The sequence below is a fragment of the Saccharopolyspora oryzae genome (assembly GCF_027853915.1).
Lineage (GTDB): Bacteria > Actinomycetota > Actinomycetes > Mycobacteriales > Pseudonocardiaceae > Saccharopolyspora > Saccharopolyspora oryzae.
In genome coordinates, this window is record NZ_JAQGLA010000001.1 from 232,001 (window position 1) to 253,969 (window position 21,969).

The window sequence follows — 21,969 nt, forward strand, 5'->3', positions numbered from 1 at the left end:
CGCTCGAACAACACGCCTGGGCACCGGACTTCAACTCTTGAATCTGCCGGACTGCCAGCCCGCTACCACCTCCGGCGACTAGGCTGCAATTCGAGCAGATCCTTGTCGATCCATCTTAAAGAGGATACTCTTTTTGCGCCCATCAGTACTGCACCTCGCCCGTTCACCGCCCCACGGAGGTCCCGATGGTCGCGCAGGAACCACCCGCACCGGAGCCGTCGACACCCGACAGCTCCGCAGCGACCCGCACCACGTCGAGTTCCCGCCGCGACCGGTCCGCGCAGCTGCGCAAGGTGACCCTGTCCGGCCTGCTGGGCACGGTGATCGAGTACTACGACTTCCTGATCTACAGCTCGATGGCGGCCCTGGTCTTCGGGGAGCTGTTCTTCCCCTCCCTCGATGCGGCCACGTCCACGATCGCGGCGTTCGGCACCCTGGCGGCCGGTTATGCGGCCCGCCCGCTGGGCGGGCTGATCTTCGGGCACTTCGGCGATCGCCTCGGCCGCAAGTCGATGCTGATGATCACCATGCTGCTGATGGGCGGTGCCAGCTTCCTCATCGGCGTGCTGCCCACCTACGACTCGATCGGCATCGCAGCGCCGCTGGCCCTGGTCGTTCTGCGCGTGGTGCAAGGACTTTCGGTCGGCGGCGAGTGGGGCGGCGCGGCGCTGATGGTCGTCGAGCACGCCGGCGCGCGCCGCCGAGGCATGTGGGCGGGGATCACGCAGCTCGGTTCACCGCTCGGCGCCTTCCTGTCCACCGTGGTGCTCGCGCTGATCACCCTGCTGCCGAAGAGCTCCCTGCTGTCCTGGGGATGGCGGCTGCCCTTCCTGCTCAGCGCCCTGCTGCTGCTGATCGGCCTGTACGTCCGGCTCCGGATCGTCGAGAGCCCCGTGTTCGAGGCGGCGGCCGCCAAGGCCAGCGCCCAGGAGCGCCGCAGGATCCCGGTGGTGCAGGTTTTGCGCCGTCCCCGCGCGCTCGTCCTCGCCTGCGCGGCCGGGATCGGACCGTTCGCGCTCAGCGCGCTGATCAGCTCGCACATCCTCGCCTACGCCAAGGGGCTCGGCTTCGAGACGTCCGACATCGCACGGGCGTTGATGCTCGTGGCGGTCGTCGGCATCATCTGCATCCCGGTGTTCTCCGCCTGGACTGACCGGCTCGGCCGCCGCGCCGTCGGCCTCATCGGTGCCATCGGCGCGGCGCTGTTCGCATTCCCCTTGTACGCCTTGATAAACACCGGTTCCGTGCTGCTGATGACGGCCGGGATGATGTTCGCGCAGGTGTTGCAGAACCTGATGTACGCGCCGCTGGCGCCCATGCTCTCGGAGATGTTCGGCACCGGCGTCCGCTACACCGGCATCTCGCTGGGCTACCAGCTGGCCAGCCTGATCGGCGCCGGTTTCACACCGCTGATCGCCAGCAGCCTGGTCGCCCGCGCGGGCGGCTCGAGCCTGCCGCTGAGCTCGATCGCGGCCGTGGCGGCGGGAATCACCATCGTCGCGATCTGGCGCATCTCCGAAACCCGCGGTCGCGACCTCACCGAGGACGACCCCGTGGCACTGTCCACACCGGAGCGGACAGCGCCATGACGTGCCCAGCAGGCTCGATGCGCTCGGATCTCGGCCGGGAGGGGCTCATGCAGCTGACGATCGCCGAAGCCGCCGCAGCACTTCGGAGCGGCGAGACGACCTCCGTCGAGCTCGTCCGGTCGGCCTTCGCCGTCGCGGACGCGCACGACACCGAGCTCGGCGTCTACCTCTCCCGGTTCGACGACACCGCTCTGGCCGCCGCTGCACAAGCGGATGCCGAGCTGGCCGAGGGATTGGACCGCGGACCGCTGCACGGCATCCCCTTGGGGATCAAGGACTCCATCGCCACCGAAGAAGGCGAGACCACAGCGCAGAGCGTCGTCCTGGACAGGACCTGGGGAAGCACCGGAGATGCTCCGGTCGTGGCCCGATTGCGCGCGGCGGGAGCCGTGGTCACCGGCAAGACCGCGATGATGGAGTTCGCGATCGGCGCTCCGGACGCGGACCAGCCCTTCCCGATCACGCGCAACCCGTGGAACACCGCGCACTACAGCGGCGGTTCGAGCTCCGGGGCCGGATGCGGTGTCTCGACGGGCATGTTCCTCGGCGGCCTCGGCACGGACACCGCGGGCAGCATCCGCTTCCCGGCCGCCGCGTGCGGTGTGACCGGGCTCAAACCGACCTTCGGGCTGGTCCCGAAGTCCGGGTGCGTCCCGCTCGGCTACAGCTACGACCACATCGGCCCGCTGGCCCGGACAGCCCAGGACTGCGCGACGATCCTGAATGCCGTGTCCGGCCACGACGCCAGCGACCCGACCTCGGTTGATTCCGCTCGCTTCACCGTGCCCGACTCGATCACCGGACTGCGCATCGGCGTGGATCCGCTGCTGGACGAATCCCCGCACGCGCACAGCGAACTGGGGTCGCTGTTCGAACTGGCGGTGCACGAACTGCAGGCTGCCGGAGCATCCGTGGTGCCGGTCGAGCTCCCCTGCTACGCCGAGCTGAAGTCGGTCACGAGGCTGGGCCTGGCGGCGGAAGCGTACGCCTACCACCGGAACGATCTGCAGGACCGCTGGTCCGACTACGGCGCGGGAACCCGGATGGCCGTGGTGAGGGGTGCGCTGATCTCGGCGGGCGACTTCGTGCAGCTGCAACGCGTCCGCCGCGTCGGTCAGCGCAAGCTCGCCGACCTGTTCGGCGACGTCGACCTGGTCGTGACGCCGACGATGACCGGCCCGGCCCCCGAACTCCGGTCGCTGCGAACCGACGGGATGGCGGACGCGGCGTTGACCGCTTGCTGGAACGCGGTGGGCAATCCGGCGATGTCGGTTCCGATGGGCTTCACCTCCGACGGTCTGCCGCTGGGGATGCACATCGCCGGCAAGCCGTTCGACGATGCCGCGGTGATCGCTGCCGGGCAGGCCTACCAGCGACGAACCGACTGGCACAGGCGCGTGCCGGAGTTGGTGCGCGACCACTTCACCGCGTGAGCATTGGAGAGCACGATGAGCGCAGACCCGACGGTCGTCGTCCCGGCGTTGCTCGCCGCAGCAGGCCTGTCCCCCTCACCGCAGGAGCAGGCGCAGATCATCGCCGAGTACCCAGGCCTGCAACGGGAGATCGCTGCGCTCCACGCCGTGTCCGAGGCCCGGTACGAGCAGCCCGCCCTGGTATTCCAGAGCAGGCCCTGAACCCACGAGAGCGAGGGAGACGCAGTGGCCGAGGAACTCACGCTGCCGAACTGGCTGCGAACGATCGGCGACCAACCGCACGGGGCGCACCGCCGGGCGCTCGTGGACGAGTGCGGTGAGCTGACGTTCGCCGAGCTGGTCGCCGCGATGGACGCGGTCGCGACCGGGCTCCGGAACGCCGGAGCCCGCCCCGGCGACCGGGTCGTCACGGCCATGCAGCCGTCGATCCCGCACACCATCGCGATACTCGGGACGCTGGCGGGCGGGATGGTGGCCGCACCGCTGAACATCCGGCTCACCGCGCCGGAGGCGCGCACCTACCTCGCTGCACTCGACCCCACCCTGGTGCTCGCCGACCAGACCTATGCACCGCTCGCGCACGAGACGGGCTACCAGGTCGTCGAACTCCCCGCCGCGGACCGGGAACTTCCGGTGGCACAACGCCTGGAACCGCTGCACGCCCCCACCGGAGATCGCTTCAGACCGGCCGAGGACGACCTGGCCGTGATCTTCGCGACCGGCGGTACGACCGGCACCCCGAAAGGCGCGGTGCACACCCACCGCAGCCTGTGGCTGTGGCTGAACACGTGCGCGCACGGCAACCCCCGGACCCCTGCCGACGTCGAGCTGTTCTTCTCCCCGTTCTTCCACATCACGCTCGGCACGAACCTGCTCGCGCCGCTGATGGCCGGCGGTGAGGTGTGGATCCAGCGCCGGTTCGACGCCACAGCAGCGCTGGCGGCCATCGACCGCGGCGCCAGCCGGCTCATGGGCGCACCGACCATGTTCGCCGCGCTGCGCGCCCGGCCCGAGTTCGCCGGCACCCGCCGCAGCAACGTCACCGCGATCCGCTTCGGCTCCGCCCCCTCCACCGACGACTTCGTGCAAGGCCTGCTGCGCGACTTCCCCAACGCCCGGATCCGGGCCGGGTTCGGGGCGACCGAGTTCGGCTCCGTCATGGGCTTCGACCACGAAGACCTCCTGGCAGGCCGGTTCAGCGGGGTGGGCAGGCCGCTGCCCGGTGCCACCGTGCGGATCCTCGGCGAGGACGGCCGCGAGGTGCCGACCGGTGCCGTCGGCGACCTGGTGGTCTCCTGCCCGTGGCAGACCCGCGGGTACTACGGACTCGCCGAGGACACGGCAGCGACCTTCCGACCGGACGGGGTGCACATCGGCGATCTCGCGTCCCGGACCGAGGACGGCTGGGTGTTCATCGCCGGGCGCCGGAAGGAGATGATCATCAGCGGCGGCGAGAACGTCTACCCGCGCGAGGTGGAGGAAGTGGTGCTCCGCCACCCGCACGTCGCCGACGCGATCGTGTACGGCATGCCCGACGAGCACTGGGGCGAGCGGGTCGAGGTGGGCGTGGTCGCCGCACCGGACGCTCGGATCGACCTGGAAGAGCTGCGCGCCCACTGCCGGAGTGCGCTGGCCGGCTACAAGATCCCCAAGACGCTCCGCCTGCTCACCGCGATCCCGCTCACCCCGAACAACAAACCGGACCGCCGCCGGGTCCGAGCCGAGGCCCTCGCCGAGGACGCGTGATCGGCGGAGTCCGGCTGCGCTCGCCGATCACGTAGCGGACGCGTGCGCATCGCGACCACCTTCGGGCCGCGATCGCGCCGCCTCCCGCAACACCGCCTTGCGCACCTTCCCGGTCGAGGTCTTCGGCAGGGAGCCGAAGCGGACCTCGCGCGGCACCTTGAAATGCGCCAGCCGGGCCCGCAACCACTCGACGAGCTCGGTCTCGGTCACGTCGTGCCCGTCGTGCGAACGGACGAAGGCGACCGGCACCTCGCCCCATTTTCCGTGGGGCCGGGCCACCACGGCCGCCTCGGCCACCGCGGCGTGCTCGAGCAGGACGTTCTCCACCTCGATCGAGGAGATGTTCTCGCCGCCGCTGATGATGACGTCCTTGAGCCGGTCGCGGATCTCGACGTACCCGTCGGCGTGGCGGACCGCGACGTCACCGGTGTGCAACCAGCCGCCGGTGAACGCCGCCGCCGTCGCGTCCGGATCGTCGAGGTAGTGCGACATCACGGTGTTCGACCGGATGACCAGCTCACCGAGCGTGGTGCCGTCGGCGGGGACGTCGTCGAAGTCCGCGGTCACCACGCGCACCGACTCGACGTTCAGGGTGCGGACGCCCTGGCGCGCCATCGTCTTCGCCAGGCGGGGGAGCTCGTACTGGCGCCATTCGGGCCGCGGCACGCACATCATCGCCGGGCCGTAGGTCTCGGTCATCCCGTACAGGTGCACGATTTCGACGCCCATGCGTGACATCTCCGCGATCGCAGTCGGTGACGGGGCTGCGCCGCCGACCGCGTAGAGCACGCTCTGCGCGAATTCGGTTCCTCCGCGCGAACGGCTCTCCTCGCTCAGCGAGTCGAGCACGACCGGCGCGCCGCACATGTGCGTGATCGCGTGGTCCCGGACGAGGTCGAGCACGCGCGGCGGGTCCACCTTGCGCAGCGCGACGTGCTGCCCGCCGACGGCGGTCACCGCCCAGGTGTAGCACCAGCCGTTGCAGTGGAACATCGGCAGCGTCCACAGGTAGCGCGAGTCGGCGTTCAGCCCGACGGACGCGACCTGTCCGAGCGCGTTCAGGTAGCCGCCGCGGTGCGTGTACACCACGCCTTTCGGCTTGCCCGTGGTACCCGAGGTGAAGTTGACCGCCAGCGGCTGGCGTTCGTCGCCGGGAAGCCGCAAGGGCATCGGTCGTGCGGTGTCCAGCCAGTCGGTGTAGCCGTCGGGGTCCGGCTCGTCGTCGGGACCGATCGCGACAACTGCGCGAAGGGTCGGCACCCGGGTCGCGATGTCGGCCACCTGAGCTGCGAGCGAGTGGTCGACGATGAGCGCCTTGGCCCCGGCGAGGCGCAACACCAGTTCGTACTCCTGGGGCGACAGCCGCGTGTTCAGCGCCACCAGGGCGCAGCCCGCGCCCGGAACACCGTAATGCGCTTCCAGCAGCGGAAGGTCGTTGGGCGCCAGGACCGCCACCCGGTCACCGGGCTCCAGCCCGAGTTCCGACAGGCGGCCGGCCAACCGCTGCGCCCGATCCAGCAGCCGCGACCACGACACCCGGTCCCCGCCGTCGGTGATCACCCCGATGTCATCACCGCTGATGTCCGCCGTGCGGTGCAAGAAGCTCAGCGGGCTGAGCGGCACGTCGTTGGCAACATCGTTCAACGCCATCGTCGTCGTTCCTCCCGCACTGCAGTCGTGATCAACCGGGATCGGCGAGCAGCTCACCGGCGTTGGGCCAGTGCGAGCGGAGTCGTGTTGCCCGCGGTGGCACCTTCGGAGAACTGGGGCGTCACCGCGAAGACGAACTCGTGCACGCCGTCCTCGGCGAGATCGTCGAGGACGTAGGACTCCCCGATCCGGATGCCGTGCCGCATCATCAGTTCCTGGTGGACCGGGAAGATCGCGCCGTCCTCGTTCACCGGACTGCCGAGCACTTCGAGCGCCCAGGTGTCGCTGCCGATGATCGCCGGGCGGAACTGGGACAGCCACCGGGCTTCCCGCACGTAGATCCCCGGCATGCCGTGCGGCGCCTGCCAGCGCGCGACGTCGCCCGGGTCGCGGCGGACGAGCAGTTGGTGCCACCCGGTGCGCAGCAGGACCGCATCACCGGGCTCGATCGCCTTGATGCGGCCGAAGTCCATCGCTTCGACCAGGTCCGCCACGGTGATCCGGTAGTTCTCCCGCAACAGCGGCTCGCCGTTCGACGCCGGCTCGGCGAGATCCCCCACCTGGCCCTTGGCCAGCTTCACCCCGAGCACGTCCAGCAGCACTCCCCTGGTCACCACCGGACCCACGTTCTCGCTGCCCAGCTTGGCCGTCCCGTGGCCGCGAGCGACGTCAGGCCCCCGAAGCCCGTTGTAGAAGAAGTCGCCCGACCCGATGTGGTTGAGGTTGTCGAGCTGCGACCCGATCTGGAACGTCGTCGACAGCGGCTCCGAGTGGTTCGGGAACACCTCCCCGGCGAAGCGCTCCTCGTGGTAGCTCAACTTGTTGGTCCCGAGCGGATCGGTGGTGAACAGCACGCCGCCTTCGTCCTGGAAGCCTTGGGGCGGCTGGTAGCCGCTGACGGTCAGCCGCTGCTCGTAGCTGCGGCGGATGCCCGATCCAGCCGCCGGAAAACCGTTGTACATCAACTCGCCGAGGTTGTAGGTCCGCACCGCACCGGAACGGACCAGACCCAGTGCTGCCGCAGTCTTCTCCGGCGTCACCTCGTTGAGCGCGCCCCGCTGGTCGTCCGCACCGTAGCGGCTCGGTGCCCAGTCGGCCAGGTTCGCCGGATCCGAGTAGTCGAACAGCGCGTCGTCGAAACGATCGCCCGGCTTCCCGGGACCGGCCGGCGCGGGAGCCCCAGCCGCACTCGCCGTGGGAACCCCGGCCACGGCGCTGGCCCCGAGCACTCCTGCAGCACCGGCGATCCGCAGAGCAGCACGGCGACTGGTCCGGCGTCCGGCGAGGTACTGGCGCATCAGATCTGGATTCATCCAACAACCCTTTCGGCGCTTTCGTGCAGTGGGGATGAGCGGCCGTCAGACCACGGCGATGGGCCGCAGCGGCGACCCGGTGCCGCCGCGAATGGTCAACGGCAGTCCGATGAACAGGAACTCCGCGACTCCGTCCGCGGCCAGCTCCTCGCAGTCGACCCATTCCATGATGTGCACCCCGTGCTGCTGCAGCAGCAGCAGGTGCACGGGCAGCGGATTTCCCTCCACTTCGGACGGTCGAACCTCGAACGACATCGTGTCCGCACCGACGTAGCGCACACCGTGCGAGAGGAGCCATCGCGCACCGTCCAACGCGACGCCGCTGCCTCCGCCGCTCTCGGTGATCTTCGCGATGTCCGGCCAGAACTTCATCTGCCCGGTGCGCACCAGCACGATGTCGGAGGCCGCGATGGTGATGCCCGCGGCTTCCGCCGCACGCCGGAGATGTTCCTCGCCGATGGCGAAATGCGGCGGGAGCACCTCCAGGCCCAGTACGCCCGGCACGTCCAGCAACACCCCGCGGCCGATGATGGGAGCGAGTTCCGACGCATCGCCGCGGGTGGCACCGTAGTTGCCCAGTTCGGCGGTGGCCGATGCGGAGCCGTGCCACTCGTCCTCGCTGCCGCACGTGACGTGGCAGAGCGCGTCGATGTGCGTCCCGGTGTGCAGGCTGCCCGACACGAGCTCCGAGACGTACCCGAATCCCACGTCGTTCGCGGCGTCTTCGGAGAACGGGAAGCGGCGCTCGACCCGTTGCCCCTGCGGCGAGTTGTAGGTGACGACCTCGAACCGCGGGTAGCCGTCGAACGTGGGCATGTGCCGCCACCAGCCCGAGGACAGGTCGTAGACGGTCCCGTTCGTGGGCACGCCGAGGCTGCGCACCAGATCGGCGTCGTCAGCGGGCAGGGGTTTCGCGGAACTCATGGGCGAACGTCCTTGTCGGAGGGGAAGCGGGGAGGTCAGGTCGTGACCGACAGACCGGCGTCCACGGTGACGACTGTGCCGGTGATGGCCGAGGCCGACGGGGACAGCAGGAACAGCACAGGCGCGGCGACCTCCTCGGGGTGCACCGGCGCACCGCGCGGGATCCGGGCCACCACGCGCCGCCCTGCCTCCGATGGGAGGAACTCCTTCATCCGCGGGGTGTCCACCAGGCCAGGCGCGATCGCGTTGACCCTCACCCCGAACGGTGCGGCGGCCGCCAGGTGCCGGGTGTACCCGATGACCCCGGCCTTCGCCGCCGAGTACCAGCTCACTTCGCCGCCGATCGCGGTGCCGGCGATCGAGGCCACGTTCACCACCGCCGCGGCCTGCTCCCGCACCCGGTCGAGCCAGGAATTCGTGACCAGGTCGACGATTCCGAGCACGCCGACGATCCCATCGGCGAACGGCTGCGGCACCCCGCTGGGCGGGCCGGCGTTGTTGACCAGCAGCCCCGGCGTCCGCCACGCCAGCACGCGATCCAGCGCCGCCGCGACCGACGGCGGGTCGGACGCGTCCACCTCGACCGGCAGCGCCGCTCCTCCCCGCTCCGCGATCTCCGCGGCCAGGCCGGTCACCGCACGACCGTCGACGTCCCACGCGGCGACTGCGACCCCGAGTTCGGCCGCACCCAGCGCGACGGCCCTGCCGATGCCACTGCCCGCCCCGGTCACCACGACGCAGCTGCCAGCGGCGAACCCCATGTCGCTCAACATGGAGATCAGTATACTCTTTAGGCCTCTTCAATCCAGGGTTTCACACAAAGAGCAGTTCAGATTCCCCATCCGGGCTTCTTTCGTCCCCAGCAAGAGCTAAAGAGTATTCTTTTTGTCTTGACGGGTCAGCAGGTCGAGGGCGTTGAGGAGCCGGGCAAAGGCCGGTGCGAGCGGGTCGATCAGCTCGTAGTGCCCGGTGGCGGGCAGCTCGTCGAGGCTCGCGGCGGGGTGCGCTCGCAGGTAGGACCTGCTCGTGTCGAGCGGTACCTCGTGGTCGTCAGCACCGTGGACGAGGATGACCGGGGTGGCGGGGCTGGACCCCCGAACCGGATCGAGGTCACGGCGGGTGTTCGCAGCGGCGCCTAGGAATGCGGTGACCGCTCCGCGCCCCAAGTCGGCCTGCTCGGCGAGGGCGAGGTCGGCGACCGGGGCCAGTGCGACGGTCCCGAGCAGACCTTCGGGCGGGCACGTCGCCGCGGCCCAGAGCACGAGGTGACCGCCAGCGGAATGTCCAACTAGGACAGTTCCGGCGGAACCGGCCTGCCCGGGCAGGACTTCGACGGCCCGGCGCACGTCGCCGGTGGTGACGTCGGGATGTCCGGGCACGCGGCGGTACTCCAGCGATGCCACGGGCCATCCGGCGTCCCGCAGGGCCGCGGCCATCGGCCGGGTGTGCGCCCGGTCGTAGGCCGGGCGCCAGAAACCGCCGTGCACGAGCAGCACCAGCGGCCTGCCGGACTGCGCTGCGGGCAGCCACACGTCGGCCAGGTGCTCCGAGGCCGGGCCGTAGGCGACGGTCCGGTCGGGCTCCGGGGCCGGCCGGACGAGGACGTCGGGTTCGGTCATCGCCTCACCGGCCTTCGGCGGCGATCCGACGCATCGCGTCCATCGCCTGCCAGGTCTCGGCGAAGGAGGTGGTCAGCGGCGAGAGCCCGATGCGGATCCCGTCCGGCGGCCGGAAGTCGATGATCACGCCCTCGTCGATGAGCCTGCGGGAGAGCTCCTCCCCATCCGCGCGCGCCACGGTGACGTGCCCGCCGCGGAGCTCGGCGTCGCGCGGCGAGGCGACCCGCATTCCCAACGGCACCAGCCACTCGTCGGCCAGCTCGATCACCATCTCCCCCAGCTCGACCGCCTTGGCCCGGATCCGGTCGATGCCGGCTTCCGCGACGAGCGCCACGCCCTCGTCGACGCCCACCATGCCCGTGATCGGCGGCGTCCCGGACAAGGCCCTGCGGACTCCGGCCGCGGGCTGGTAGCCGTGCTCCATCGCGAACGGCAGATCGCTGCCCATCCAGCCCCAGATCGGCTGCCGGAACGCTTCCTGGTGCTCGGCGCGGACGTAGACGAACGCCGGTGCTCCAGGGCCCGCGTTGAGGACCTTGTAGGTGCAGCCGACCGCGAAGTCCACGCCGAGCGCGTCCAGCTCGACGGGAACCGAGCCGACGCTGTGGCACAGGTCCCACACCACGAGCGCGCCGCACGAGTGGCCGAGCTCGGTGATCGCCGCCATGTCGGCGATGAAGGCCGACCGGTAGGCCACGTGCGACAGGATGACGACCGCGGTCCGCTCCGACAGCGCCGCGGCGAGCTCCTCGCCGGTGACGCCGCCCTCCGGGTCGCTGTCGATCCACCGGACCGCCAGCCCCAGCTCGTCGGCGACACCCTGCACCACGTAGTTGTCGGTCGGGAAGTTGTGCCGGTCGGTCACGATCTCAGTGCGTCCCGGGCGCAGCGCGACGGCCGCGCGCAGCACCTTGTAGAGGCACACGCTGGTGGAATCGGCGACCACGACCTGGCCGGGCGCAGCACCCAGCGCAGCCGCACCGAGCCGATCCCCCACCTGCACCGGCAATTCCATCCACCCTTCCGACCACGAGCGGATCAGCCCGGTGCCCCACTCACCGCGCACCAGCGAATCCAGCCTCGCCAAGGTGGCTTTCGGAGGTCGGCCGAGGGAATTGCCGTCGAGGTAGGCGACGATCCCTTCGTCGTCGGGCGCGACGAACCGGTCGCGGAAGCCGGACAGCGGGTCCTCGGCGTCGAACCGGCGGGCGTCCTCGAGGGTGGGGGTCATCGGTGCGGGGTCCTCTCTGCTTCGGTGGGGTGCGGGCGCGGGTCAACCGATCTCGGTGCGCACCGCCATGAGCTCCGGGAAGAACGTCAGGTCCAGCGCGGCTTTCAGGAACGGCACACCGCTGGACCCGCCGGTGCCGGTTTTGAACCCGATGATCCTGCTGACCGTCTTGAGGTGGCGGAACCGCCACAGCTGGAAGCTCTCCTCGACGTCCACGAGCTCCTCGCAGGTCTCGTAGGCCTCCCAGTGCTGGTCGGCGTTCTCGTAGATCGCCTTGAGCACCGGCACCAGCGCGCTCTGGAACTCGTGCGGTGCACTGACGTCCCTTTCTAACAACTCCGCCGGAACCGGGTGCCCGGCCCGGGCCAGGAACCGCAGGAACTCGTCGTAGAGGCTGGGCGCCCGCAGCGCGTCCTCGAGCTCGGCCCGCGCCGCCGGGTCGTGGGCGAAGACGTCGATCATCTCGGCGTTCTTGTTCCCCAGCAGGAACTCCACGGTCCGGTACTGCGCCGACTGGAACCCCGACGAACGGCCGAGCGCACCGCGGAACTCGGCGTACTCGCTCGGCGTCAGGGTTTCGAGCACCGCCCACTGCTCGAACAGCTGGCGCTGGATGTGCTTGACGCGGGCCAACGACTTCAGCGCCGGGCGCAGCTGGTCGTCGGCGATGCGGGCCATCGCCCGGCGCAGCTCGTGGATCACGAGCTTGAACCACAGCTCCGAGGTCTGGTGCTGGATGATGAACAGCAGCTCGTCGTGGTGCGGCGGCTCGCTCAGCGGCTGCTGCGCATCCAACAGCCGGTCCAGCTGCAGATATCCGCCGTAGGTGGTCTCCGCGCGCAGATCCCGGTGCACGCCTTGCTCGATGTTGCGCAGGTTCTGGGTCATGGGGTTCACCTCGTGGGTCGTGCGGTTCGGCCGGGGTTCCGGGTCTCGGGCATCCGGATCAGCTGGTCAGGCCTCGGTGCGGGCGAGCCGGCGAACGGCCAGTTCCGCGAGCAGTGCGGCGCCGTCGGAGAGGCAGCCGTCGTCGAAGACCGCGTACGGCGAGTGGTTCTCCGGTGCTTTCGCCGGGTCGACCCCGGTCGGGCACGCGCCGAGCATCAGGAAAGCGCCCGGGATCTGCTCGAGGACGCGGGAGAAGTCCTCGCCTGCGGTCAACGGGTGCTCCAAGGCGTGGAAGCGGTTGGTGCCGTGCAGATCGCCGACGACTTCTGCGGCGAAGTCGGCCTCCGCGTCGTCGTTGACCGTGGCCGCGACGTACTCGATGACCTCCGGATCCGCCTCCACGCCGTGCGCGAGGGCCGTCGACAAGCACACCTGGCGGAAGCGGTCGCGCAGCGCGTCGCGTGCTTCCGGGGAGAAGTAGCGCAGGGAGCCCTCGATCACGGCTTGGTCGGGGATGATGTTCCCGGCGGTACCGGAGTGGATCGCGCCGATGGTCAGCACCGCCGGGTCGAACGGGTCGACGGAGTCGGCGACCAGCGCTTGCAATCCGCCCACCATCGCGCAAGCGGCGGGGATCGGGTTGCGCGCCAGGTGGGGAGCGGACCCGTGGCCGCCCTTGCCGCGCACGCCGACCTTCAGCACGTCACCGCCGGCGAGCATCGGCCCGCGCCTGCTGGCGAACACCCCGTTGGGCAGCCGCGAGGACAGCACGTGGAGCGCGTACGCCGCGACCGGGCGCCGGCCGGCGGCTTCGAGAACGCCCTCGTCGATCATCTTCCCCGCGCCGTCGCAGCCCTCCTCCCCCGGCTGGAACATGAAGATGACGTCGCCGGCCAGCTCCTCCCGACGCGGCGAGAGCAGGTGGGCAGCACCTACCAGCATCGCGGTGTGCAGGTCGTGGCCGCAGGAGTGCATGGCGCCGTCGATGCGGGAGGCGTGGGCCGAGCCGGTGCGTTCGGTCATCGGCAGCGCGTCCATGTCCCCGCGCAGCAGCACCGGCGGGCCGGGGCGACCGCCGCGGAGCACGGCGGTGACCGAGCTGAGCCGCTCGCCCAGGGTGATCTCCAGCGGCAGCCCGGCCAGCGCGTCGAGGACCCTGCGCTGGGTGCGCGGCAGCTGGAGCCCCACCTCGGGCTCGGCGTGCAGCGCGCGCCGCAGTTCGACGAGATCTACCTGCAGCGACTCCGCTGCCGACGAAGTGCTCGTGCTCATTTCCCCGCAACCTTCATGATCGTCGAGTCCCAGCTGCCTGCGCGCGGTTTGATCTCGCCCGGCGATGTGCCAGGCTGCCGCTAGGCACCGGCTCATCGATCGAAATCGAAGGATTCTTTCGTCATGGTCGTCAACGCGCAGGAATCCACCGTTCTGAGCGAGTTCGACATGGCCCTGATCAACTGCCTCCAGGTCGATCCGCGGGCCACCTGGCGCCGGGTCGGCGATGCCCTCGGCATGGACCCGGTGACCGCGGCCAGGCGCTGGCAGCGGCTCAGCGATTCCGGCGCGGCATGGGTGACCGGCCGCCCGACGGGGCACCAGTCACCGGAGGCGTGCCTGGCGGTGGTGGAGGTCAACTGCGCCACGGCGAGGACGAGCGAGACCGCGCAGCTGCTCGCGCGCTGGCCGCACGTGCTCAGCATCGAGCACACCAGCGGCGACCACGACCTCCAGATCCTGGTGGCGGTGGCCGACCTGGCCTCGCTGTCCCGGTTCCTGCTCGACGAGCTCGGCGCCGTCCCCGGCATCCGGTCCACGCGGACGCACGTGGTGACCAAGGCCCACACCCAGGGCGATCAGTGGCAGTTGAAGATGCTGGACGCCACCCAGATCGCACGGCTGACCGCCGAGAACCGCCCCCGGCCGGCCCGCACCACGCGGCGCCTGCTGGACTCCGCCGACCGGAACCTCGTCCTCTGCCTGGGCGAGAACGGCCGGATGTCGCTGGCCGACCTCGGCCGCCGAACGGGCCTGAGCCTGACGACGGTGCGCCGGCGGCTGGACGACCTGATCGCACGCGAGATCGTGACGCTGCGCTGCGACGCGTCGCAGTCGATGTCCGGGTGGCCGATCGCGCTGTGGCTCTGGTGCCGCATCGACCCCGACGACACCGAGACGACCACGGCGCTGGTGCGCGGGATGGCGGGCCTGCGGGTGTGCATGAGCACCTCCGGTGGCGACGCCAACCTCCTGCTGGGAATCGCGGCCCGCTCGATGCACGAGGCGCCCTCCGTGGACTCCCGGCTGGCCGGTGTGGCCCCCAGGCTGCGGGTGCTGAACCAGGTGATGGTGCTCCGGTTCATCAAGCGGATGGGCCGCATCCTCGACCCGGCCGGGCGAAGCGCCCACATCGTCCCGATGGACATCTGGTCGGACCCGATCCGGGCCTGATCAGGCGGATTGCAGCTGCCGCACGAGCAAAGCGGCGAGACTTCGTGCCGTCGAGCGATCCACCGGGGCGTGCCCGAGGAGCAACCGGTACCAGAGAACTCCGAACGCTTGGTCCACGGCGAGATCGAGCTCAGCGGCGGGCACCCAAGGTGCCAGGACCGCGCTCAGCTCCTCCCGGCGACCGGCGGTGAACTCGCGCAGCAGTTCCGCGGCGTGCTCGTCGCGCAGCGCCTCGGCCATCGCGGTGCGCAGCACAGCGGTGTTCGGCTCCGTCCCCGCAGCCCGGAAGGTCGCCGTCAGGAACGCGGTCAGGTCCCCTTCCAGCGATCCGGTGTCGGGTCGCGGGGCGGCCTGGCGCGCGAGCTCGCTCATCGCTTCGAGCAGGACGGCGCCCTTGGACGGCCACCACCGGTAGATCGTCTGCCGTCCCACTCCGGCTTCGGCGGCGATCGCATCGATGGTCACCGGATCTGCGCAGGCGAGGAGCTTCGCGGCGGCTTCGAGAATCGCCCGCCGCGCCGCGTCGTTCCGCCGCCTGCCGGTATGTGCGCGCACAGCGGTTGACGGTACCAGTAGTCTCGACAACACTTGTCGAGACCTGGACTCTCGACAACCTCGGAAGGGGATGCCGTGTCGGAACGAAAACGCCGCCTCGTGAACGTCCTCCACCGGCACCTGGCGAACCCCGTGATGCGACGGGTCGTCGGGCGGATGCCGGGCCAGGCGCTGCTGGAGACGACCGGCCGGAAGTCCGGGCTCGCGCGCACCACCCCGATCGGCGGCGCGCTGACCGGTGACACGTTCTGGCTGGTGTCCGACCACGGCAAGTCGTCGAACTACGTGCGCAACATCGAGGCCGACCCGAGGGTTCGCCTGCAGCACAACGGAATCTGGCGGAGCGGCACCGCCGTGCTGCTCCCCGAGGACGACGCCCGCCGACGCCTGCGCGAGCTGCCACGGCTGAACAGCACGATGGTCCGGCTCCTCGGCACGAACCTGATGACAGTGCGGATCGACCTGGATCCGCCGCCTTAGAAACCGCCCTCTGGCCCGCTGCCGACCTGGGGGCGGCAGCGGGCCGGAGGGCTCAGCTCACCAGGGCCAGTTGGTCGGCGACGATCACGCCGTCGTGCAGGACGGTGCGGTCGGTGCCGCGGTCCATCACGGCGCTGGTCGGCGTCTCGCCGTCGACCAGCAGCAGGTCGGCGCGGTCGCCGACCGCGAGACCGGGCCGGTCGGCGATCCCGGCGAGCCGGGGGACGTCGTGGCTCATGATCGAGGCCCCGCCCATCGTCGCGACCGCGAGCGACATCTCGATCAGGTCATCGCGGCGGAAGTTGTTGGTGAAGGCCAGCTGCCAGGTGCGGTCGAGCATGTCGCAGTTGCCGTAGGGGCTCCAGTAATCGCGCTGGCCGTCCTCGCCCAGACCCACCCGGACGCCCGCCTCCGTCAGCGCCTCCAAGGACAGCGGGTTGCGGCCCGCCGGTGCCACGGTGGCCATCGCGATGTCCAGCTCGGCGAAGTCGTCGATGATGCGCCGGCTCACCGACTCGGACACCGAGCCCAGCTCGTAGGCGTGGGACATGGTGACCTTGCCCTGCATGCCCAGCGCCCGGGTGCGTTCGAGGATGAGATCGGTGGAGAACACCCCGAGGTGCCCCGGCTCGTGCAGGTGGATGTCCACCTCCACCTGGTACTTCTCGGCCAGCCCGAACACGACGTCCAGGTGCCCCTTCGGGTCCCGGTCCACGGTGCAGGGGTCGATGCCGCCGATCACCTCGGCTCCGGCCTTCAGCGAGGCCTCCAGGTAGTCGGCGGTGCCCTCCTCGCGGAGGATGCCGGCCTGCGCGAACGCCATGATCTGGACCTCGGCCTGAGCTGCGAACTTCTCCTTCGCGGCCACCACGGCGTCGAGCTTCTCCAGCTTGCAGTCCACGTCCACCTGGGCGTACGACCGCACCCGCGTGGTGCCGCGGGCGATCATCCGCTCCAGCGTGCCGGCCACCCGCTCCGGCAGCGGAACCTCCGCGTCGCGCCAGTTCCGCCGGTCGTTGAGCATCATCGTCCACACCCCGGGGCCGCCGGTGTGCGGCCGGAACGGGAGGCCGATCCGGGTCGAATCCAGGTGCACGTGCACATCGCTGAACGACGGCAGCAGCAGCCGACCGCGGCCCTCGACCACCTCGCCGTCCGGCTGCGCGGCCGGGTCGTGCGGGCGGATCCCCGCAATGCGATCGCCGTCCAGCTCGACATCGCTGCGCTCGCCACCCCACGGGCGGACGTCGCGGATCAACACGGTCGTCACCTTTCTGTTGCGCTACAAGGATGTTCGGCAGGAACGGTCCACCCTGGCACGGCTGCCTCGGTGTGGTGGCAGGCGATGTCGCCGCTCGGCACGCTGTCGGTGCACGACCGCTGGCGCTGCTGGTCGAGCAACGGGTACACCGGGCACCGGGACTGGAACACGCAGCCGCGCGGCGGGTCGGCCGGGCTGGGCAGGTCGCCGGACAGCCGGATCCGCCCGCTGCGGTCCGCCGCCGGGTCCGGCTGCGGGACGGCGGACAGCAGCGCCCGGGTGTAGGGGTGCTTCGGATCGCCGAAAACGCTTGCGCTGTCGCCGTGTTCCATGATCTTCCCCAGGTACATCACCGCGACGCGGTCGGCGAAGTGCTTGACCACCGACAGGTCGTGCGCGATGAACAGGTACGCCACCCCGGTGTCCCGCTGGATGTCCTCCAGCAGGTTGATCACCTGCGCCTGCACCGAGACGTCCAGCGCGGACACCGGTTCGTCGCAGATGATCAGCTGCGGGTCCAGGGCGAGCGCCCGGGCGATGCCCACGCGCTGCTTCTGACCGCCCGAGAACTCGTGCGGGAAGCGGTTGTAGTGGTCGGGGCGCAGCCCCACCCGGTCCATCAGGTCCCGCACCTTGGCCTTGACGCCGCCGGGCGGCGTGATCCGCTGGGCCAGCAGCGGTGCCGCGATCGCACTGCCCACGGACTGCCGCGGGTTGAGCGACGAGGACGGGTTCTGGAACACCATCTGCACCCGGCGCCGGTACTCCTGCAGGTCCGAGCGGCGGAGCTCGGCGATCTCCCGGCCGTCGAGCCGGATGCTGCCGGAGGTGGCGGTCAGCAACCGCATGAGCAGTCGGCCGGTGGTCGACTTGCCGCACCCGGACTCCCCCACCAGCCCGAGGGTTTGCCCGGCGTCGATCGAGAAGCTGACCCCGTCGACGGCCTTGATCGCACCACCGGTGGCGGAGAAGACGCCGGAGCGGATCGGGAAGTGCTTGGTCAGGTCGGTGACCTGCAGCAGCGGCGTCATCGGACCACCTCTCCGGCCGGGGGCAGCGTCTCCAGGTGGCACCGCGACGGGTGCTCGTCGGGGCCGACCAGCGTCGGCGGGCGGGTGCCGCAGGCGTTGTCCGGCACCCGGTGCGCCTCCGGGCAGCGGTCGGCGAACAGGCATCCGCCGGGCAGCGCCAGCAGCGACGGCGGGACGCCCGGAATCGGTTCGAGCCGTTCGGACTCCCCCACCAGCGTCGGCATCGAAGCCAGCAGTCCCCGGGTGTAGGGGTGGCGCGGGGAGTGGAACAGCTCGGCGACGGTGGCCTGCTCGACGTGCATCCCGCCGTACATCACCACGACCTGGTGGCAGACCTCGGCGACCACGCCGAGGTCGTGGGTCACCATGATCACCGAGGTCCCCGTTTCGGCCTGCAGCTCGTTGAGCAGGTCGAGGATCTGGGCCTGCACTGTGACGTCCAGCGCGGTGGTGGGCTCGTCGGCGATCAGCAGCTCGGGCTCGCAGACCAGCGCCATGGCGATCATCGCGCGCTGCCGCATGCCGCCGGAGAACTCGTGCGGGTAGGCCGCGTACCGGCGCCGCGGATCGGGGATCCCGACCCGGCCGAGCATGTCGACCGCGATCGCCGCCGCGGCCTTCTTGGACACCGCGTTGTGCACCCGGTAGGCCTCGGCGATCTGCACCCCGACCGGGTAGAACGGGTGCATCGCCGACAGCGGGTCCTGGAAGATCATCGCGATCTTCTTGCCCCGGTAGGCGCGCATCTGGGCCTCGGTGAGCGCGTTGAGGTCCTGCCCGTCCAACAAGATCTGACCGGTGACGCTGGCCGAGGTGTCCTTGAGCAGCCCCATCAGCGCCTGGGTCGTGACGGTCTTGCCGGAACCGGATTCGCCGACGATGCCGACGGTTTCCCCGCGCGCCAGGGTCAGGTCCATCCCGTTGACCGCGTGCACCACGCCGTCGTCGGTCGGGAAGCTGACCCGCAGGTCGCGGATGGCCAGCACGGGCGCTGCTTCGGGCGTGGTCATCAGGCGACCCTCACTCGCGGGTCGATCACCGCGTAGGCGACGTCGACCAGGACGTTGGCGACGATGATGAAGAACGCGGCCATCATGGTGATGGCCATGGTGACGGGCAGGTCACCGGACTGCGCGGCGTGCACCGCGGTGAACCCGATGCCCGGCACCGAGAAGATCTGCTCGGTGAGCACGGCACCGCCCAGCAGGACGCCGATGTCCATCCCGAGCATGGTGACCACCGGCGTGATCCCGGCCCGCACGCCGTGCTTGAACACGACGCGCCGCCGGGTCATGCCCTTCGAGCGGGCGGTGCGCATGAAGTCCTCGCCGAAGGTCTCCAGCATGTTGCTGCGGGTGATCCGGATGTACTGCGCGCTGAACAGCACCGCCAGCGCCACCCACGGCAGCAGGTAGTTCAGGAACCAACCGCCTGGACCCGCGGCGCCGAACGGCGAGACGATCTCGTTGGTGGTGAACGGCAGCAGCTCCAGCGTGCTGACGAACACCAGGAGCAGCAGCAGACCGGTCACCGGAATGGGCAGGGACACCCCGACCGAGGCGGCGCCGACGATCAGCTTGTCGGTGAGCCGGCCCTTGCGCAGCGCCGCCAGCAGGCCCAACCCGACACCGGCGATGGTCCACAGCACGATCGCGCCGCTGGCCACCGACACCGTGTACGGCAGGGCTCGCCCGATGATCGTGGTGACGTCCTCGTTGGTCTGGAACGACTTCCCGAGGCACGGCCAGGAGCACAGGGTCTCGGTGCCCGGTGCTCCGACCGCGCGGTCGCCCAGCAGCCCGGACATGTAGGCGAAGTACTGGCTGAAGAACGGTTTGTCCATCCCGAGCGCGACGCGGGCCTCGGCGATGCGCTCGGGAGTGCACTCCTGCCCGCACGCCGCCGCGGCCGGGTCCGCCGGTCCGAGCTGGAACAGGCTGAACGTCACGAAGCTGATGACGAGCAGCAGCGCGATCATCGCGACGAACCGCCGCAGCACGAACCTGGTCATGGGCGCGACCTGCCAGTTCGGGATGGACTCACCGCTCTACCTCCCTCGTACCGCGACCGTCACCGCTCGACGCCGACGATCGACAGGTCGATGCTGCCGAAGAAGTACCCCACCTGCGCGTTGCGGACCTTCGAGCCGACCACGCTGTTGGTGAAGGTGCGCACCAGCGGGACCAGCGGGTAGGACTGCATGGACCGGTCGAACAGGGTCGCCCACTTCTCGCCCAGCTCCTGGCTCGACCCGTTCTCGCCGCGGAGCCGGTACATCTCGCCGGAGATCTCCGGGTCGTAGTACCGCGGGATGTTGGAGAAGCCGTAGGTCTTGCCGTCCAGGCTCGGCCCCACGTTCGGGTCGACGGTGGTGCGCACCGAACCGCTGTCCGCGCCACCGCACCAGCCGCTGCGGGCGATGTCCGGCATCTGGTCACCGGCCAGCGTCGTGTAGTAGTTGGCGGCCGGGATCGGGCGCAGCTGCACGTCGATCCCGAGCGCCTTGAGGTCCTGCTGCAGCACGGTGCCGACGTTCTTGTACCGGGTGCTGGAGTCGGCGTAGCCGTACACCAGGGTCTTGGGGACTTCCTTGCCCGCCACCAGTTTCTTGGCCTCGTCCAGCTTCGGCGCGCCCGCCGGGTCCAGGTCGGTGTGCTGCTCGACGTACCCGCGCTGGGCCGGGTTGATGTAGGACTGGGCCAGCTTGCCGAACCGGGCTCCGCCGTACTGCAGCTGGATCGCGTTCCGGTCGATGGCCAGCGCGATCGCCTTGCGCACCTGCGGATCCGAGATCGTCTCGGTGTTGAAGTCCAGCACGTCCGTGCAGCCCAGCAGACCTGCCGCGGTGCGGGCCTTGATCTCGGGTTCGTTGAGCTTGGCCGCGTCGGAGGCCTGCAGGCCACCGTTGCTGTCCAGGGTGATCGCCGTCGGATCCGAGTCGGCGATCAGCTGCTGGCTGATGGTGGCCTGCGCGGTGGACAGGGTGAAGGTGAACGTGTCCGGCAGGGCGGGCCGGTTCGGATCGGTGGCCGGGTCCCACTGCTCGTTGCGGACCAGCTTCATCGAGCGGCCGCGGTCGTAGGACTCGATCTTGTACGGGCCCGAGGAGACCGGGTGGGCGGTGTAGTCGAGCTTGTCGTCCTTCGCCTGCGGCACCGGCGCCGTGTTCGACCGCGAGACCAGGGCCGGGAACTCGGCGAACGGCTGCTTGAGGTGGAAGACGACGGTGCTGTCGTCCGGGGTGTCGATCGCCTTGAAGTCCCCGCCGGTGTACGGACCCTTGTACCCGTCGTCGGCGAGGGCGGAGTTGAGCTCCTGCGGCGCCTGCGTGTAGACGTCGCGGGCGTAGGTGCGCTCGACGCCGTACTTGATGTCCTTGCTGGTGATCGGGGTGCCGTCCTCGAACTTCAGCCCCTTCTTCAGGGTGTAGGTCCAGGTGAGGCCGTCGGCGGAGGGCGTGCCCAGGTCGGTCGCCAGGTCCGGCACGATGGTCGGCGGCTGGCCGGCCGTCTCCTTGGCCATGGTCAGCGTGCGGTAGTACAGCTGACCCACGTTGGCGGTCTGCACGTAGTTGCTGTTGCCGGGGTCCAGGGTCTGGAAGTCCGAGGACATCAGGACGTTGATGTTGCCGCCCCGGGTGGTGTAGCCCTCCGCGATCTTCACCGGGGCGAAGGCGTCGTCCGCCGGTCCCGAACCTGCGCCGGGGGCGGGCTTTTCACCGCTGCACGCGGTCAGGGCCAGTCCGGTGGTCACCGTCAGGGCGAGCGCCACCGTGGTGCTTCGTCTCACTGCGTCTCCTCGCGG

At 70.1% G+C, this 21,969-nt stretch carries 20 protein-coding genes; 6 read left to right on the forward strand and 14 right to left on the reverse strand.

Annotation, left to right across the window (positions count from 1 at the left end):
• The first annotated feature begins 185 nt into the window (after window positions 1-185).
• The 4 genes from OU415_RS01065 to OU415_RS01080 are packed head-to-tail and all read left to right on the forward strand — an operon-like array spanning window position 186 to window position 4,768.
• Window positions 186-1,589: an MFS transporter gene (locus tag OU415_RS01065; protein WP_270946572.1), complete on the forward strand. Its 1,404-nt coding sequence runs from the start codon at window positions 186-188 to the stop codon at window positions 1,587-1,589.
• Window positions 1,586-3,022: an amidase gene (locus OU415_RS01070; RefSeq protein WP_333776799.1), complete on the forward strand. Its 1,437-nt coding sequence runs from the start codon at window positions 1,586-1,588 to the stop codon at window positions 3,020-3,022. The genes OU415_RS01065 and OU415_RS01070 overlap by 4 nt, the downstream gene beginning before the upstream one ends.
• Before the next feature lie 15 nt (window positions 3,023-3,037).
• Window positions 3,038-3,223 carry a hypothetical protein gene (locus OU415_RS01075; RefSeq protein WP_270946573.1) on the forward strand — a complete coding sequence of 62 codons (186 nt, stop codon included), beginning with the start codon at window positions 3,038-3,040 and terminating at the stop codon, window positions 3,221-3,223.
• Between the two features lie 24 nt (window positions 3,224-3,247).
• On the forward strand, window positions 3,248-4,768 hold the full coding sequence (locus OU415_RS01080) for a class I adenylate-forming enzyme family protein (protein WP_270946574.1): 1,521 nt from the start codon (window positions 3,248-3,250) through the stop codon (window positions 4,766-4,768).
• Between the two features lie 27 nt (window positions 4,769-4,795).
• Here the strand turns inward: OU415_RS01080 and OU415_RS01085 are convergent, their stop codons facing one another.
• The 8 genes from OU415_RS01085 to OU415_RS01120 form a co-directional block, all read right to left on the reverse strand.
• Complete coding sequence (locus OU415_RS01085; protein WP_270946575.1) at window positions 4,796-6,418, reverse strand: AMP-binding protein; 1,623 nt, start codon at window positions 6,416-6,418, stop codon at window positions 4,796-4,798.
• 53 nt (window positions 6,419-6,471) lie between these two features.
• Window positions 6,472-7,731: a cyclase family protein gene (locus OU415_RS01090; protein ID WP_270946576.1), complete on the reverse strand. Its 1,260-nt coding sequence runs from the start codon at window positions 7,729-7,731 to the stop codon at window positions 6,472-6,474.
• Window positions 7,732-7,776: 45 nt separating this feature from the next.
• Entirely contained in the window at window positions 7,777-8,655 is an 879-nt protein-coding gene (locus OU415_RS01095; protein WP_270946577.1) for a cyclase family protein, read from the reverse strand.
• A gap of 35 nt (window positions 8,656-8,690) precedes the next feature.
• The gene (locus tag OU415_RS01100; protein ID WP_270946578.1) at window positions 8,691-9,428 is read right to left on the reverse strand and encodes an SDR family NAD(P)-dependent oxidoreductase; all 738 of its coding nucleotides are present in this window, start codon (window positions 9,426-9,428) and stop codon (window positions 8,691-8,693) included.
• A 96-nt stretch (window positions 9,429-9,524) separates the two neighbouring features.
• Entirely contained in the window at window positions 9,525-10,274 is a 750-nt protein-coding gene (locus tag OU415_RS01105) for an alpha/beta hydrolase (protein ID WP_270946579.1), read from the reverse strand.
• Window positions 10,275-10,278: 4 nt separating this feature from the next.
• Entirely contained in the window at window positions 10,279-11,505 is a 1,227-nt protein-coding gene (gene kynU, locus OU415_RS01110; RefSeq protein WP_270946580.1) for a kynureninase, read from the reverse strand.
• Between the two features lie 42 nt (window positions 11,506-11,547).
• Window positions 11,548-12,393, reverse strand: coding sequence for a tryptophan 2,3-dioxygenase (gene kynA / locus OU415_RS01115; RefSeq protein WP_270946581.1), 846 nt, complete (start codon window positions 12,391-12,393; stop codon window positions 11,548-11,550).
• A 66-nt stretch (window positions 12,394-12,459) separates the two neighbouring features.
• Window positions 12,460-13,665 (reverse strand): M20 metallopeptidase family protein, encoded by a 1,206-nt coding sequence (locus tag OU415_RS01120; RefSeq protein ID WP_270946582.1) that lies wholly within the window; start codon window positions 13,663-13,665, stop codon window positions 12,460-12,462.
• A 123-nt stretch (window positions 13,666-13,788) separates the two neighbouring features.
• On the opposite strand from OU415_RS01120, the gene OU415_RS01125 reads away from it, so the two are divergent.
• A complete protein-coding gene (locus OU415_RS01125; RefSeq protein ID WP_270946583.1) occupies window positions 13,789-14,838 on the forward strand; it encodes an Lrp/AsnC family transcriptional regulator in 1,050 nt (349 codons plus the stop codon).
• Here the strand turns inward: OU415_RS01125 and OU415_RS01130 are convergent, their stop codons facing one another.
• Entirely contained in the window at window positions 14,839-15,393 is a 555-nt protein-coding gene (locus tag OU415_RS01130) for a TetR/AcrR family transcriptional regulator (RefSeq protein ID WP_270946584.1), read from the reverse strand.
• A gap of 75 nt (window positions 15,394-15,468) precedes the next feature.
• Between OU415_RS01130 and OU415_RS01135 the strand changes: the two genes are divergently transcribed.
• Complete coding sequence (locus OU415_RS01135; RefSeq protein WP_270946585.1) at window positions 15,469-15,873, forward strand: nitroreductase/quinone reductase family protein; 405 nt, start codon at window positions 15,469-15,471, stop codon at window positions 15,871-15,873.
• A gap of 52 nt (window positions 15,874-15,925) precedes the next feature.
• Here OU415_RS01135 and OU415_RS01140 read toward each other — a convergent pair whose 3' ends face one another.
• The 5 genes from OU415_RS01140 to OU415_RS01160 are packed head-to-tail and all read right to left on the reverse strand — an operon-like array spanning window position 15,926 to window position 21,954.
• Window positions 15,926-17,134 carry an amidohydrolase family protein gene (locus OU415_RS01140; protein WP_270946586.1) on the reverse strand — a complete coding sequence of 403 codons (1,209 nt, stop codon included), beginning with the start codon at window positions 17,132-17,134 and terminating at the stop codon, window positions 15,926-15,928.
• A 5-nt stretch (window positions 17,135-17,139) separates the two neighbouring features.
• The gene (locus tag OU415_RS01145; RefSeq protein WP_270946587.1) at window positions 17,140-18,165 is read right to left on the reverse strand and encodes an ABC transporter ATP-binding protein; all 1,026 of its coding nucleotides are present in this window, start codon (window positions 18,163-18,165) and stop codon (window positions 17,140-17,142) included.
• Window positions 18,162-19,175: an ABC transporter ATP-binding protein gene (locus tag OU415_RS01150; protein ID WP_270946588.1), complete on the reverse strand. Its 1,014-nt coding sequence runs from the start codon at window positions 19,173-19,175 to the stop codon at window positions 18,162-18,164. Before OU415_RS01150 ends, OU415_RS01145 begins: the two co-directional genes overlap by 4 nt.
• Window positions 19,175-20,176 carry an ABC transporter permease gene (locus OU415_RS01155; RefSeq protein WP_270946589.1) on the reverse strand — a complete coding sequence of 334 codons (1,002 nt, stop codon included), beginning with the start codon at window positions 20,174-20,176 and terminating at the stop codon, window positions 19,175-19,177. The genes OU415_RS01150 and OU415_RS01155 overlap by 1 nt, the downstream gene beginning before the upstream one ends.
• 59 nt (window positions 20,177-20,235) lie before the next feature.
• On the reverse strand, window positions 20,236-21,954 hold the full coding sequence (locus OU415_RS01160; protein WP_270946590.1) for an ABC transporter substrate-binding protein: 1,719 nt from the start codon (window positions 21,952-21,954) through the stop codon (window positions 20,236-20,238).
• Window positions 21,955-21,969: the final 15 nt, after the last annotated feature.

Bases quoted from the DNA above. Each gene is read 5' to 3' on its own strand.
- OU415_RS01065 (WP_270946572.1), top strand. From the start codon at position 186: ATGGTCGCGCAGGAACCACCCGCACCGGAGCCGTCGACACCCGACAGC.
- OU415_RS01070 (WP_333776799.1), top strand. From the start codon at position 1,586: ATGACGTGCCCAGCAGGCTCGATGCGCTCGGATCTCGGCCGGGAGGGG.
- OU415_RS01075 (WP_270946573.1), top strand. From the start codon at position 3,038: ATGAGCGCAGACCCGACGGTCGTCGTCCCGGCGTTGCTCGCCGCAGCA.
- OU415_RS01085 (WP_270946575.1), bottom strand. From the start codon at position 6,418: ATGGCGTTGAACGATGTTGCCAACGACGTGCCGCTCAGCCCGCTGAGC.
- OU415_RS01090 (WP_270946576.1), bottom strand. From the start codon at position 7,731: ATGAATCCAGATCTGATGCGCCAGTACCTCGCCGGACGCCGGACCAGT.
- OU415_RS01095 (WP_270946577.1), bottom strand. From the start codon at position 8,655: ATGAGTTCCGCGAAACCCCTGCCCGCTGACGACGCCGATCTGGTGCGC.
- OU415_RS01100 (WP_270946578.1), bottom strand. From the start codon at position 9,428: ATGTTGAGCGACATGGGGTTCGCCGCTGGCAGCTGCGTCGTGGTGACC.
- OU415_RS01105 (WP_270946579.1), bottom strand. From the start codon at position 10,274: ATGACCGAACCCGACGTCCTCGTCCGGCCGGCCCCGGAGCCCGACCGG.
- kynU (WP_270946580.1), bottom strand. From the start codon at position 11,505: ATGACCCCCACCCTCGAGGACGCCCGCCGGTTCGACGCCGAGGACCCG.
- kynA (WP_270946581.1), bottom strand. From the start codon at position 12,393: ATGACCCAGAACCTGCGCAACATCGAGCAAGGCGTGCACCGGGATCTG.
- OU415_RS01120 (WP_270946582.1), bottom strand. From the start codon at position 13,665: ATGAGCACGAGCACTTCGTCGGCAGCGGAGTCGCTGCAGGTAGATCTC.
- OU415_RS01125 (WP_270946583.1), top strand. From the start codon at position 13,789: ATGGTCGTCAACGCGCAGGAATCCACCGTTCTGAGCGAGTTCGACATG.
- OU415_RS01145 (WP_270946587.1), bottom strand. From the start codon at position 18,165: ATGACGCCGCTGCTGCAGGTCACCGACCTGACCAAGCACTTCCCGATC.
- OU415_RS01150 (WP_270946588.1), bottom strand. From the start codon at position 19,175: ATGACCACGCCCGAAGCAGCGCCCGTGCTGGCCATCCGCGACCTGCGG.
- OU415_RS01155 (WP_270946589.1), bottom strand. From the start codon at position 20,176: ATGACCAGGTTCGTGCTGCGGCGGTTCGTCGCGATGATCGCGCTGCTG.